Annotated in this window: 14 protein-coding genes; 8 read left to right on the forward strand and 6 right to left on the reverse strand. The window is 42.6% G+C overall.

What is annotated here, in order from left to right:
- Positions 1-3: 3 nt before the first annotated feature.
- Genes Q4549_RS13705 through rfaD form a run of 5 tightly spaced genes read right to left on the reverse strand, consistent with a single transcriptional unit; the run spans position 4 to position 4,756 of the window.
- On the reverse strand, positions 4-1,329 hold the full coding sequence (locus Q4549_RS13705) for a 3-deoxy-D-manno-octulosonic acid transferase (RefSeq protein WP_303557182.1): 1,326 nt from the start codon (positions 1,327-1,329) through the stop codon (positions 4-6).
- Between the two features lie 13 nt (positions 1,330-1,342).
- Positions 1,343-1,708 (reverse strand): GtrA family protein, encoded by a 366-nt coding sequence (locus Q4549_RS13710; protein WP_303552617.1) that lies wholly within the window; start codon positions 1,706-1,708, stop codon positions 1,343-1,345.
- A 41-nt stretch (positions 1,709-1,749) separates the two neighbouring features.
- On the reverse strand, positions 1,750-2,682 hold the full coding sequence (locus tag Q4549_RS13715) for a glycosyltransferase family 2 protein (protein ID WP_303552615.1): 933 nt from the start codon (positions 2,680-2,682) through the stop codon (positions 1,750-1,752).
- A 37-nt stretch (positions 2,683-2,719) separates the two neighbouring features.
- Positions 2,720-3,751: a lipopolysaccharide heptosyltransferase II gene (waaF, locus tag Q4549_RS13720; RefSeq protein WP_303552613.1), complete on the reverse strand. Its 1,032-nt coding sequence runs from the start codon at positions 3,749-3,751 to the stop codon at positions 2,720-2,722.
- Positions 3,752-3,799: 48 nt separating this feature from the next.
- Complete coding sequence (gene rfaD / locus Q4549_RS13725) at positions 3,800-4,756, reverse strand: ADP-glyceromanno-heptose 6-epimerase (RefSeq protein ID WP_303513357.1); 957 nt, start codon at positions 4,754-4,756, stop codon at positions 3,800-3,802.
- A gap of 156 nt (positions 4,757-4,912) precedes the next feature.
- On the opposite strand from rfaD, the gene Q4549_RS13730 reads away from it, so the two are divergent.
- The 8 genes from Q4549_RS13730 to Q4549_RS13765 all read left to right on the forward strand — a co-directional run bounded on the left by Q4549_RS13730 (position 4,913) and on the right by Q4549_RS13765 (position 12,741).
- Positions 4,913-5,557: a TetR/AcrR family transcriptional regulator gene (locus Q4549_RS13730; RefSeq protein WP_303552611.1), complete on the forward strand. Its 645-nt coding sequence runs from the start codon at positions 4,913-4,915 to the stop codon at positions 5,555-5,557.
- 82 nt (positions 5,558-5,639) lie between these two features.
- Positions 5,640-6,833 (forward strand): glycine C-acetyltransferase, encoded by a 1,194-nt coding sequence (locus Q4549_RS13735; RefSeq protein ID WP_303552609.1) that lies wholly within the window; start codon positions 5,640-5,642, stop codon positions 6,831-6,833.
- A 2-nt stretch (positions 6,834-6,835) separates the two neighbouring features.
- On the forward strand, positions 6,836-7,861 hold the full coding sequence (gene tdh, locus Q4549_RS13740; RefSeq protein ID WP_303552735.1) for an L-threonine 3-dehydrogenase: 1,026 nt from the start codon (positions 6,836-6,838) through the stop codon (positions 7,859-7,861).
- A gap of 27 nt (positions 7,862-7,888) precedes the next feature.
- Entirely contained in the window at positions 7,889-8,620 is a 732-nt protein-coding gene (locus Q4549_RS13745) for a DUF4422 domain-containing protein (RefSeq protein WP_303552607.1), read from the forward strand.
- Entirely contained in the window at positions 8,617-9,714 is a 1,098-nt protein-coding gene (gene glf, locus Q4549_RS13750) for a UDP-galactopyranose mutase (protein WP_303552605.1), read from the forward strand. Before Q4549_RS13745 ends, glf begins: the two co-directional genes overlap by 4 nt.
- 24 nt (positions 9,715-9,738) lie before the next feature.
- Positions 9,739-11,157 (forward strand): capsule assembly Wzi family protein, encoded by a 1,419-nt coding sequence (locus tag Q4549_RS13755; RefSeq protein ID WP_303552603.1) that lies wholly within the window; start codon positions 9,739-9,741, stop codon positions 11,155-11,157.
- Positions 11,138-11,686, forward strand: a complete 549-nt coding sequence (locus Q4549_RS13760) for an outer membrane beta-barrel protein (protein WP_303552601.1) — start codon at positions 11,138-11,140, stop codon at positions 11,684-11,686. Before Q4549_RS13755 ends, Q4549_RS13760 begins: the two co-directional genes overlap by 20 nt.
- 11 nt (positions 11,687-11,697) lie before the next feature.
- A complete protein-coding gene (locus Q4549_RS13765) occupies positions 11,698-12,741 on the forward strand; it encodes a glycosyltransferase (RefSeq protein ID WP_303552599.1) in 1,044 nt (347 codons plus the stop codon).
- A gap of 4 nt (positions 12,742-12,745) precedes the next feature.
- Here the strand turns inward: Q4549_RS13765 and Q4549_RS13770 are convergent, their stop codons facing one another.
- Positions 12,746-13,612 (reverse strand): hypothetical protein, encoded by an 867-nt coding sequence (locus tag Q4549_RS13770; protein WP_303552597.1) that lies wholly within the window; start codon positions 13,610-13,612, stop codon positions 12,746-12,748.
- Positions 13,613-13,619 lie beyond the last annotated feature (7 nt).

Here is a 13,619-nt window from a genome sequence, read left to right on the forward strand (position 1 = left end):
AACTTATTTTTTCTCGAGCAGTTCTTGGTAAGTTAAGCCTTCCTCAAGAAGATATGCCTCAACTTGTTCTTGATAGCCAATTAAGTAAGAAAACTTATTGCTATCATGGCTAGCCACTAAGTTAACCACTAAAAAATATCCTGCCACTACACAGGTGACTAGTGCCAAGCGTTCTGGCCTTTTAGTTTGCCAGTGTTCGGCATAGTAAAGCACTGGAAACAACGCGAAACCAAAGGCAATAATTAAATGCCAATATGAAAAGATAATCGGCGACAACATCGCCGAAATAATAATGCCAATAAAGGCCGAAAAGGCATAGTGCATAAGCCAATCTGCAGATGATAAGCTGATTGTTGAACGTGAGCGCCAATGAGGTTTGATAACTCGCCAAACCTTTCTGTTTATCGCCCAAGAGCTTACTACGGTTAGACCACCGATAGTAAACAGCAGGCCTTGCCATAGATAATCGATAACCGTTCTAACCCAAGCTGTGTCGCTTAACCAAAGAAAGTCTGCATCAACGATAATGCGGTTTGTAAACAAAAACGAGCTATAGCGTAACCAATACAATGCTGCTTTTAGTACCGGGTAAACATGCACTGCTCCCCAGGCCAAATAGCGGTCTGTACCTTGAGATTGAATACCTGTGTTGTGTTGCATTTCAATAAAGTAAGGGATCAAGCTGGCTAAAATAGCTACTCCACCGGCTATTAATCCCCACCAGCTTACTTTGATAATGCCACGGTAATAAAGGTAAGCAGACATGGCGGCTAAAATAGGCCATGAATAGTGTATTTGCATTGCCAAACCGATGGCTAAAACATGCAAAAAACTACAAATAAACGAGTGTTGTTCACGCATTTTAAATGCGGTCCAGCAATGCAGTGCCGCAAAGAAACACAAATAGGCCGGATTGTAGATTAGGCTATCAAACAAAAACCACGGATTGAGGAGGTATAATACGGCAAAACTAATTCTTACGACTGGGCTAAAGCATTGTTTAATAACGTGATCAAAAAGAAAGAATGATATGAGGCGAATTATAGGCAGTAATAACATTGGCGCCCACGGGGAGTTCCATATTAACAGCGGCAACCCGACCAAAAGGGTAGATAAAGAACCGGGTACGTTACCTACAACACTAGCGGCATTACCATAGCTTAACCAGGTTCCTTGATAGGCACCCAAATAGCCCTTAATTAACATTTGGGTTTGGTCGCCGGTTAATATTTGATTACTTGCATAAAGCAGCAGCAATACTACTGAGCAAATAAAAATGGACCAATAAATGGGTTTAAAGTTTTTCTCGATAAACAGGTTTAAGGACACGTTTAAGCTCATTTTATAGTTGTTTGGATGTGTCTGCTTTGGAGTACGTCCAAAAGCGATGAATAACAAAGGTAATAGCGGGTAGCATAACAATCACCACTGCCACTTTTACAAAGTTGGGGTACTGGGTTATATGCGAGGAAAGCCAAACTGAAAGACATAAAGCACCCAGCTGAACCACAAAAAATCGCATGGCATTATTAATGGCGATACTTTTTTGGAACACCCAGCGAGTTTGTACTAGGTAAGAGAATACAAAGGCTAAACTAAAACCGATGAAATTGGCTACGGCAAAGGCTTGCGGAGAATAGTTTAATACTAATAGCGCTAAGAAAAAATGAATCAGGGTGGCTACACCGCCAGTAAGTCCATATCGCACAATTCTTAGCCTAAGAAGTTTGTTAAGCGCAGACGCCATATTCAGTTATCTTCTTCAATAATGTAAATGGGGCGGCGTTTTGATTCCATAAACAAGCGCCCAATGTATTCCCCCATCACCCCTAAGCCGATCAGTTGAATGCCACCTAGGAACAAAATAATGGTAATTATTGAGGCGTAACCTGGGTCATCGATGCCATAAATTAACGTTTTAACGACAATTAAACTGCCATAAATAAAAGCCAAGAACGAGATAAGGCAACCAATGTATAACCAAATACGCAGTGGTGCTGTGCTAAAACTGGTGATGCCCTCTAAGGCTAAATTCCATAGTTTCCAGCCGTTAAAACTGGTTTCACCGGCAGCTCGAGGGTCGCGTTTGTATTCTACAATTTTAGTTTTAAAGCCTACCCAAGAGAATATGCCCTTCATAAATCGTTGGTTTTCAGGCATTTGTTGAATGGCGCTGACTACTCGGCGAGTCATTAAGCGATAATCACCAACATTTTCGGGGATTTTTACATGTGAGATTTTGTTGTGAAATTTGTAAAACAGCTCAGCGCTAAGCTTTTTGGCAAAGCTATCGCTGGTACGGTCGATACGCTTGGCGACGACCACATCAAATCCGTTGTTCCATTCGCGTATAAAGTCGTGAATGAGTTCAGGGGGATCTTGTAAGTCAACATCGATAGGGACAATCACCTCGCCCTTTGATAAATCGATACCTGCTGTTAGCGCCGCTTCTTTACCAAAGTTTCTGGCAAGGTTAATTACTCGTACACCCGTATGCTCTGCTTGCAAGGCTTTTAGCCGGCTTAAGGTTTGGTCGGTGCTGCCATCGTTAACAAATACTATTTCAAAGCTTAGCTCGGTTTTTTCTAGCTCTGGTAGCATGGTGTTAATGAATAAGCTTACGGTGTCTTGTTCGTTATAACACGGGCAAATTATTGAAATAACTGGAGTGTTAGAACTCATCAGATTCCTTTTAAACGGCTAATGGGGATAAGTGTAGCTAATTAAGAAGTTTAGCTATAGCGGAAATCGCTCGTTCGGGAGCTAGCTCCGTTAAACATTTTAAGTGGCCAAACTGACACGTTTTCTTAAAGCATGGCCTGCACTCAATATCGGTATGTAAAATCTCAGCTTTATCGGTAAGTGGCGGCGTATATTGTGGCGACGAAGAGCCATAAACAGCGATTAAGGGAAGTTGCAGTGCCGCGGCAATATGCATTAACCCTGAATCATTACTGACTGCTAACTTTGCTAAGGCCATTAGGTCAATGGCTTCCGCTAGTTTGGTTTTACCTGCAAGGTTGTGGCAATGGCTTTGTAAGGCTTTTGGCAAATGCTCAATGATTTGCTCACCTACCGTTTGGTCTTTGTCTGACCCAAAGATCCATGCCTGCCCTTGGTATTGTTCAATCCAATGGGCAGCTACTTGAGCGTAGTGTTGTTCTGGCCAGCGTTTGGCTGGGCCAAATTCAGCTCCTGGACATAGGGCAAGTATTGGCTGTTGAGTGTTAAGCTTTAGCTGTGCTAGCGCTTGTTGTTGATTGTTGATGTTTGCGGCTAGTGCTGGGTGGCCATAGCTTGGTAGGGCTTCTGCTGAGGTCATGTTGCTTTTTGGATGAGCTAGCGAAACATAGCGCTCTACCATTAACGGGAAAGCCTGCTTGTTGCTGCGTAAATCATTAAGCAAGCCATAACGGCTTTCGCCTTTCCAACCAGTGCGTTGTTTTATACCAGCAAACCAAGGTATTAATGCAGCTTTAAGTGAGTTCGGCTGAGTGATTGCCCAGTCGTAGTGGCTTTGCTTGAGTTGTTTGGCTAGCTTCCAGCGAACCGCTAATTGTAAATCGCCATGGCCAAGAGGCATACGTAGAGCGTTATCTACCTCCGGCATGCGCTCTAACATTGGACGACACCAATCTGGGGCGAGTACATCAAGTTGAGCTTGTGGATGCAGTTGCTTAAGCGCTTTGTACAAGCTTTGCGACATCACCATGTCGCCCACCCAAGAGGGGCCCACCACCAAAATCTTCATCGTTTACCTAAATAAAAGGGAGCCTGTTGCTCCCATTGGTTTTGAGAACTACTTGTTTAGCCACTTCATGTATTCGGCAACGCCTTGCGCTACATCTTTAAAGGCGTCTGGGTAACCTGCGGCACGCAGCTTATCAATATTGGCTTGAGTGAAGCTTTGGTAGCGACCTTTTAAGTGATCAGGGAAAGGAATGTATTCAATCTCACCTTTCTGATGATAATTAATCACCGCTTCGGCTACTGATCGAAAGGGTTCTGCTTGGCCTGTACCTAAGTTGAAAATGCCGCTTTGTTCAGGATTTTTCCAGAACCAAAGGTTTACTTTTACAACATCGCCAACATAAACGAAATCACGACTTTGCCCGCCATTGCCGTAGCCGTCGTAACCTTCAAATAACTTAGGGTTTTGTCCGTCGTTTACCTGGTTGTTTAAGTGGAAAGCAACGCTCGCCATACTGCCTTTGTGCTGCTCACGTGGACCATATACATTGAAGTAACGGAAACCAACGACTTGCGATTCAATCTCTGGTAATAAACGGCGAACGTAGTTATCAAATTGTAGTTTTGAGTAGCCGTAAACGTTTAGCGGTCCTTCGTACTGCTTTTCTTCAATAAAGGTATCGGTATCGCCGTAAGTGGCTGCAGACGAGGCGTATAAGAAAGGAATACGGCGATCTAAACAATAATGAAGTAACTCTTTTGAGTACTCATAGTTGTTTTCCATCATGTACTTACCGTCCCACTCGGTAGTGGCAGAGCACGCACCTTCATGGAAAATGGCTTCGATTTTTTGGCCATATTCAGCACCAATGTCTTCACCTGATACCACACGCGCAATAAAATCGTCTTTGTCGAGGTAGTCGGCAATCTCTAAGTCGACAAGATTAACAAACTTGGTGCCGTCTTTTAGGTCGTCAACCACAATAATGTCGTTATGACCTTGCTCGTTTAAGCTCTTTACAATATTGGCGCCAATGAAGCCCGCCCCACCTGTTACGATAATCATAATACTACCATTCCAAAAATTGCCGTTAATCTAAGGATTTTATGCTGTGGCGAGGGGAATAGCAATTGCCTCAACAGCAGAAGCTAGCGAAGAAAAACTGGATTTTGGCAGCGTTTACAGGTATCACAGTAGTATAACGGAGAACTTTTTAGCCAAATGAAAACTAAAGATAAAATCATTCACACTTCTTTACAGCTCTTCAATGAACGTGGCGAACGCCAAATTACTACTAATCATATCGCGGCAGAGCTAGGCATTAGCCCTGGCAATTTGTATTACCACTTTGGTAACAAGCAAGAGATTATCCGCAGTATTTTTCAATTGTATGTGGAGCAATTAGAAAACAGCTTTAGGCCGCATGCCGACCAGTTACTGAGCCTTGATCATTTAACCCAATATTTAGACGCCAGTTTCGAGTTAATGTGGCGCTTTCGCTTTATGTACGCCAACTTATTGGAATTACTGGCGCGAGACCCAGAGCTAGAAACACAGTACCAAAACATGCAGCTAGAATTGTCTAACTGGAGTCGAGATATTTTGCTGCAGTTAAAAGAAAGCCGCTTTATTAATGGTGATGACGCAACTATGGCTGAGTTGGCAGACAGCGTTAAGTTCATTATTGGCGCGTGGATCGGCTATCAAAGTGCGCAGTTAAAGGGGGGCGAAATTACTAAGCCTCGGCTCTACCAAGGAGTACTAAAAATACTGTTTACCTTAAGGCCTTACTTTACCGAAGAGTCTATGAGTATTTATCAGCGCTTGTATGATCACTACGTAAAATGTGCTGAACGCAGCGAATAGTTTTTAATTGAGATTAAAGGCTGTATTTGCCAAATAAAGCACTATAATTCAGCTAATTTTCTGGATTTAAATAGGGTTTGGTATGACAGCCGCTTTCTCAGCATTCATTTCACAGCAACTGCAACAAGTTAAAGATGACGGTTTATATAAAAGTGAACGGGTCATTAGTTCGCAACAGCAAGCCTCTATTGCGGTTGACCAAGGTCAAGTAGTTAACTTTTGTGCCAATAACTATTTAGGTTTAGCCAATTCTCCAGCGCTTATTCAAGCAGCCAAAGATGGCCTAGATAGCCACGGCTTTGGCGCTGCTTCAGTGCGTTTTATTTGTGGTACTCAAGATATTCACAAGCGCTTAGAGCAAGGCTTGAGCGAATTTCTGGGTATGCAAGACACCATTCTTTACTCTTCATGCTTTGATGCCAATGCGGGTTTATTCGAAACCTTGCTGGGCCCTGAAGATGCCATTATCTCCGATGCTTTAAATCACGCATCTATTATCGACGGTGTTCGCTTATGTAAAGCGAAACGCTTTAGATATGCCAACAACAACCTTGCTGAGTTAGAGCAATGTTTAAAAGAAGCCGATGCAGCAGGTGCACGTTTTAAACTTATCGCCACCGATGGTGTATTTTCAATGGATGGAGTCATTGCCAAGCTCCCCGGCATTTGTGACTTAGCGGATAAGTACAATGCGATGGTGATGGTAGATGATTCTCACGCCGTGGGTTTTGTTGGTGAGCAAGGTCGCGGTACCCATGAATATCATCAAGTGATGGATAGAGTCGACATTATTACCGGAACTTTAGGTAAAGCTATGGGTGGCGCTTCGGGTGGTTTTACGTCTGCCAAAAAAGAGGTGATAGATTGGTTGCGTCAGCGCTCGCGTCCGTATTTGTTTTCAAACTCCTTAGCACCATCAATTGTGAGTGCGTCTTTAAAAGTGTTGGAATTACTTGCCGAAGGCGATGCTCTGCGTAAGCAGCTTTGGGATAATGTTAGCTACTTTAGAACCGAAATGAGCAAGGCAGGGTTTACCCTTGCGGGCGCTGATCATGCGATTATTCCAGTGATGTTAGGCGATGCCAAACTGGCAAGCACCTTTGCTGACAAATTACTAGAACGTGGTATTTATGTGATTGGTTTTTCCTTCCCTGTGGTACCTAAAGGTCAAGCGCGTATTCGTACGCAAATTTCTGCGGCACATACGCCAGAACAATTAGCCCATGCGGTTAAAGCCTTTACCGAGGTAGGTAAAGAGCTTGGAGTAATAGCATGAGCATTAAGGCTTTAGCGAAAACCAAAGCAGAGCCAGGCATTTGGATGACTCAAGTTGAGATGCCAGAGCTTGGTCATAACGACTTACTGATTAAAATTAATAAAACAGCGATTTGTGGCACCGACGTACATATTTACAATTGGGATGAGTGGTCACAAAAAACCATTCCTGTGCCAATGGTGGTGGGCCATGAATATGCAGGAGAAGTAGTTGAAATAGGCCAAGAAGTAAGAGGTTTTGCTATTGGCGATCGCGTTTCGGGAGAAGGGCACATTACCTGTGGCCATTGCCGAAACTGCCGCGGTGGGCGTACCCACCTATGCCGCAATACCGTTGGTGTGGGTGTTAATCGCACCGGCTGTTTTTCTGAATATTTAGTGATACCAGCAGTAAATGCTTTTAAGTTACCCGATGAAATTAGTGATGATTTAGCGGCTATTTTTGACCCTTTTGGTAACGCCGTACATAGTGCTTTGTCCTTCGACTTAGTGGGCGAAGATGTATTGATTACAGGTGCAGGGCCAATTGGCGTAATGGCAGCAGCCATTTGTAAGCATGTGGGCGCGCGTCATGTGGTCGTCACCGATGTAAACGACTACCGTTTGGAGTTAGCCAAAAAAATGGGCGCAACTCGAGTAGTGAACGTGGCTAAGCAATCACTTAACGACACCATGGCTGAGCTTAAAATGACTGAAGGTTTCGATGTAGGCCTTGAAATGTCTGGTGTGCCCAGTGCCTTTAGCTCAATGCTTGAGCTAATGAACCATGGCGGTAAAGTAGCTATGTTGGGTATTCCCCCTAGCGACATGGGCATTGATTGGAGCCAAGTGATCTTTAAAGGCCTTGTGATTAAAGGTATTTATGGCAGAGAGATGTTTGAAACATGGTATAAAATGGCATCTTTGGTACAATCTGGCCTCGATTTAAGCCTCATTATTACTCACCACTACTCTGTTGATGATTTTCAACAAGGTTTTGACGCAATGCGCTCAGGACAGAGTGGTAAAGTGATTTTAGATTGGCGCTAGTTAAAATTTCAAGGAAGTAACTCGCAAATGACTATGCATGTTGTATCTCATAAGCCTTTTGAACTTCCAAATGCTTTAGGGTATCAACCAATATATGTTGGTGAAACAATGGCTAGCGATACCCATCATGATTCTAGTTATGCTAATAATATTGCAGACAAAAATGCTTACTATTGCGAGTTAACTGCTCTTTATGCTTTGTGGAAGCATACAAACGAGGACGTTGTGGGTATCTCCCATTATCGACGTTACTTTGTAATTAAAGAGTATCGAGGGATTTTAAAGTATTTGTTAAAGGATAAGGCGTACCCGCAAGAAGTTTGGAGGCAGCAGTTTGCTAAAGGCTATGATTTGATTCTACCTCGACCGATGAAGCTGGGCTCTAGCGTTGCTGCACATTACAGGAAGCATCATGACTTGGCTGATTTAATGTTGGTTCGAGAGGTTCTTCAAGATACTGATGTTAGTTCGGTGTTTTACTTTGACCAAGCTATGGCTTCTGGTGAGTACCATGGCTTAAACATGCTCATTGCGCCGAAAAGCATATTTGATAGCTATTGCTCTTGGTTATTCCCAATATTGTTTACTCTTGAGCAGCGTCTTGATATGGCATCCCGAACGCTTTACCAACAACGTGTTTTTGGTTTTGTGTCGGAACGCTTGATTGATGTTTGGCTGTTAAAAGAGACTAAACTTAAATATCTCGAAGTACCCACTATTACCTTAGACGAAAAGCCGTTTGTAAGAGGCATCCAATGAACTATGACTTGCTTGTAGTTGGTTCAGGCTTATTTGGTGCGGTCACAGCCTACAAAGCTAAGCAACAAGGCTTAAATGTACTGGTCGTTGAAAAACGTCATCATCTAGGGGGCAACATTTATTGTGAAGACAACGATGGCATCAAAGTACACAAATATGGCGCCCACATATTTCATACCAGTAATAAAGAAGTGTGGGATTTTGTTAATGGTTTTGTGGATTTCAATCGCTTTACAAATTCGCCGTTAGCGCTGTCAAAAGGAAAGCTTTATAACTTACCTTTCAATATGAATACTTTTGCTCAGATTTGGGGGGTTAAAACGCCGAAACAAGCATTGGACATAATTGAAGAGCAGCGAAGGGGGGTGAGAGGTGAACCGCAAAATCTTGAACAACAAGCCATTGCGTTGGTTGGCAAAGATATCTATGAATTGCTGATTAAAGAGTATACAGAGAAGCAGTGGGGGCGAGATTGTAAAGACTTACCCGCCTTTATCATTAAGCGACTTCCTCTGCGTTTTACTTTTGACAACAACTACTTCAACGATACTTATCAAGGGATACCTGTAGATGGGTATAACCCCTTAATCGAAGGTCTTTTAGTTGGGATTGATGTAGAAATGAATACTGATTTCTTGAAGCAGAAAGCTCACTATCAAACACTTGCAAAAGAGGTGGTATATACCGGCCCCATTGATGCTTATTATGATTTTTGTTTTGGTAAATTAGACTACCGTTCTCTGCACTTTAACACGCAGCGCTTGGAGCAAGATAATTACCAAGGAAACGCAGTAGTTAATTATATTGATAAAGAAGTTGCTTATACTCGGGTTATTGAGCATAAACACTTTGCGTTGGATGCTGATACTAAACACACAGTGATTTCAGAAGAATCACCACTGGAATGGCGCGAGGGTTTGGAGCGCTACTACCCAGTGAACGATGATAAAAACATGCAATTGTATAAACGCTACCGCCAATTGAGTAAAGGCACTGAAGCTGTTCATTTCGGTGGCCGTTTGGCAGAATATAAATACTACGACATGGATAAAGTGATCGCTTCGGCGTTGCACTTCAGTAAACGATTCTTATAAGCTTAATTTAAAAGGAATTTCCTCTTGCTTCTCACACTTACACGATTAAGGCTGCCAACGTTAGCTTGGCTAAGCTTGTTATTTGTTGGCTTTAGTAGCTATGCGCAAGTATCGTTGTATTTGCCTCTAAATCAAAATGCAGGCATTGAATCTGATATTGAAAAATTAGTCACTATTACTTCCGCCCCTGGTTTAAAAAGACCTTATCCGGTCAATCAAATTCGTCATTACGCAGAACAAATAACGGAGGCTTACCCTAGCTTATATGCGCGCATTGATACTTATTTGAAGCGTTACGAGCAAGATTGGGCGCTTACCGATGCGAATGTAGAGCTTTCTTTAGGTCATGGCGAGCAAAGTTTAGCCAACGCTCGAGGTCAGAAAGTTGAAGATAATTTTCAGGCAAGTATACGCGGTCATTGGCGTGCCACCGACTGGGCTGCAGCTTCATTAGGTGCTCATTACACTCAAGCAAATCAATTAAATCCGACTGAAACCTTTGTCGCCTTAGGCTTTGACTGGATGCAGTTAGACGTAGGAATGCGAGAGCATTGGTACTCGCCTTTTAATGATTCGTCTATGCTAATGAGCACCCATGCTCAGGTTTCTCCGTCTATCACCTTAAGTAATTCTGAGCCGCTTACACCTTGGCGTTTCCAGTACGAATTGTTTTACAGCAAATTGGAAGAAGTTGATTGTATACGTGTTAAGGGGGAGTGTCGCCAAGATCGACCGGAGCTTTTAAGTTTCCAATTATCTCTTATGCCGGTGGATTGGTGGCAAATAGGTATAACTCGTAATCTCCAATATGGCGGTGATGGCGTTGATCGCTCTTGGTCAGACATACTTGAAGCTTTAGTGTGCCCAACGTGTGTTCAAAGTAATGCAAACGGTGACGCTTGGGGCAATCAGTTGATGAGCATCCAAAGTCGTTTTAACATCGATGTTGGTCAGCCGATGAGTGTATATTTTGAGTATGGTGGCGAAGATACTGCAAACGATCGTGATTATGAGCTCGGAAATATAACTATGGGAGCAGGCGTTTATTTACCCATGTTAACTTCGCAGTCTTCGTTGAGAGTTGAATGGAATAGCTGGCAATCTCAATGGTATAACCACTGGATGTATCAAAATGGCTTTACCAATAATGGCAATGTAATGGGGCATTGGGGGGCCGGTAACCGTAAAGACATTAATGAAGGCGTTGGTGCTAACGCCTTCTCGTTTAAATACGAGCGTATGCTAAGCAATCAGGAACAACTGTTTACTACTTTGCGTTACATTAAAAATGATAGTTACTATTCGGATTATAGCCCTGGTTTTGAGCTGGATATGATGTATAGCTTTAATTTATTTGGTTACGATGTTGCTGCGGGTTTCTTAGCTGGTCGTGATACGTCGAAAGATTCTTATGGAAGAGTATATGCACAATATCATTTGTAGACTGTTAGCACTTATAACATTCATTTTCGCTGGCAGTGCCTATGCTGAGCCACTATCGCTGAAGGATACACAGTTTATCCCTTCGGTTAACCTAGGTTTAGGCGTGCAGGAGGTTGGCGTTGGTAACAATACTGAAAAAGTACTCGCCAGTGACATAGCTGTTGAAGTTCATGGAGTGTTTTCTGATAACTTCCAATTAGGTTTTGGCGCAGGTTTTATTGGTGACTTATCTAATTTTGAAGCGCAAAACTCTTACTGGTACTTAAAGGCCGTAGATGCTCGTTATCGTTTGTTTGAACAGCTTTATTTTGGGGCGTATGCAGGCGGGCAAATGAGTAATCGCTACCACACTGCATTTGGTTTGTTGTATGGCGGCTATTTGCGCTATGAGTTTAGCCCACGCTGGTCACTAAGCGGTGAATATCGTTCTACATCGAATGATGCGGATGATAATCTATCTCGCCCTCCTGGTGAATCGAACTTACGTGACTACGACATGCTTCAGCTACGTGTAGGCTACTCTTTTTAATTTAGGGCAATATGACAACTAAAAGCTTTGTATTTATTATTGATGATCTTTATGGCGGTGGTGCAGAGAAGGTATTGCTCACCGTTGCTAGCGGTTTAACTAGTCGCGGTAACGACGTACAGGTGTGGCTATTACGAAACAAAATAGAACACAAGATACCAGACAACCTAGACATAACCGTATTAGATATCATTACTCCCTTTACCAAAGCTTTTGACAATAGCCTTATTCAAAAGTGGCAAGCACTACGTGTACAAAGAGAATTAGATAAACAGCAAATAGATGTGTTGATTTGTTGTTCAAGCGACAAGGTTGGTGCTCACCTACGCCACGCTAATCAGTATTTTTGGCTGCATGCAGATTATTCTGAAAGTAAGGCTAAACACATTACTAAGTTTAAACGTCGTTACGACGGCAAGCATCTGTTATGCGTATCTGATGGTGTGGCCAATAGCATCGAAACTATCGGTATCAAGCCTGCTAGCAATCAGGTGCTCTGGAACCCGATCGATTATGGTTTTATTCAAAAAGAAGCTTCTATAAACCCTCCCAATATACAAGGCGAGTACTTTGTATGTGTAGCAGCACTAGAGGAGCGTAAAGGTCATAAAGCCTTATTTGAAGCCTTCGCTAAAAGTGGGGTTCCGGAGAAGCTTATTTTGTTAGGTAAGGGGGGAATAGAAACTGAATTAAAGAATTATGCGGGCGATTTAGGTATTGCTGACCGCGTAGTTTTTGCTGGTTTTCAAACCAATCCTTACCCATATATCAAGAATGCTAAGGCACTACTTTTAAGTTCGAGTAAAGAAGGGGCTCCGCTGGTTTTGGTGGAAGCGCTTATACTAAAAACGCCACTTCTTGCGATGGATTGCCCTTCAGGACCTAAAGAAATATTAGGTTATGCTGGTTTAAACGATTATTTAATTCCATTAGGAAATGTGAGCGCATTTTCTGAAGGTTTGAAGCGCTTAAGCGTTGCACCTCCATCTATTGGTGAAGAGTGTTATCAACGCTTTATGCCAGATAATGCACTTAAAGAGTTTGAGCGTCTTTAATCAGCTAAATAGACGGCAGACGTTTCTTAATGCTATTTTTTAGCTTTTTTAGTTTCGGCTCTTTCACGTAGGCGGGCATATCTAAAGGATATTTATCTAAATGAGCCACGGACTCAGCCAGACTTATATTACGTAGTCGGGTTTCAGCTAGAAACTGGTAAGCTAGCTGATCCCAGGGTTCTTTGTTACCCCAATAGTGTTTGATCAAAGGCTCTGCTTCTAAAGTTCTCCCTGATGAAGTTACCGCTAGCGCAATAGAGAGTTGCTCGATAAAAGTCTGCCTTAAGCCGCTATCTAACATAGCCTCACAAATGGCTTTGGCTTTTTGCATTACTTTTGCGGGTTGGTTATTTTTAGCTATCGCCACAACACCTGAATTCCACATAGCACTGCTGCCAATAACCGCTTGCTCTGCAAATGTTTGACCTAACGTGCCGTCACTAATCGCTTTCGCGTTTCCTTTTAATTTGGGCGTGCCTAATTCATATTCTTTTTTGTGTAAGTAATTGACGCCTTTGTCTAATTCGGTCGCAATCGCTTCAAGATCGCTAACGCACGCTGTATCTGTGTCTAGAAAAATACAATGCTCATCAGACTTTAACTCACAAATAGACAAAATCGCTTCAATTTTAGTGAGAAAGAAAAAGTCATACTTGCCTCGCCAAGTTGTTAACTCTTCTTTTGATTTTTCAACAATCACCGCGCTATCAGATATCCACTTATAAAAATGAGGTGCGTCGGTGACCACATATATTTTAAAGTCACGATCTTTAGGTGTGTTTGCCAGCAGAGTCGCTAAAGAAAAGGCTAGCTGAGTGTGATAAGTCAGCTTTGGTCCAGTTGCTAAAAAAATATAATTGAGAGGGGTCATTGAATAC

Source organism: Agarivorans sp. 2_MG-2023 (genome assembly GCF_030548085.1).
Lineage (GTDB): Bacteria > Pseudomonadota > Gammaproteobacteria > Enterobacterales > Celerinatantimonadaceae > Agarivorans.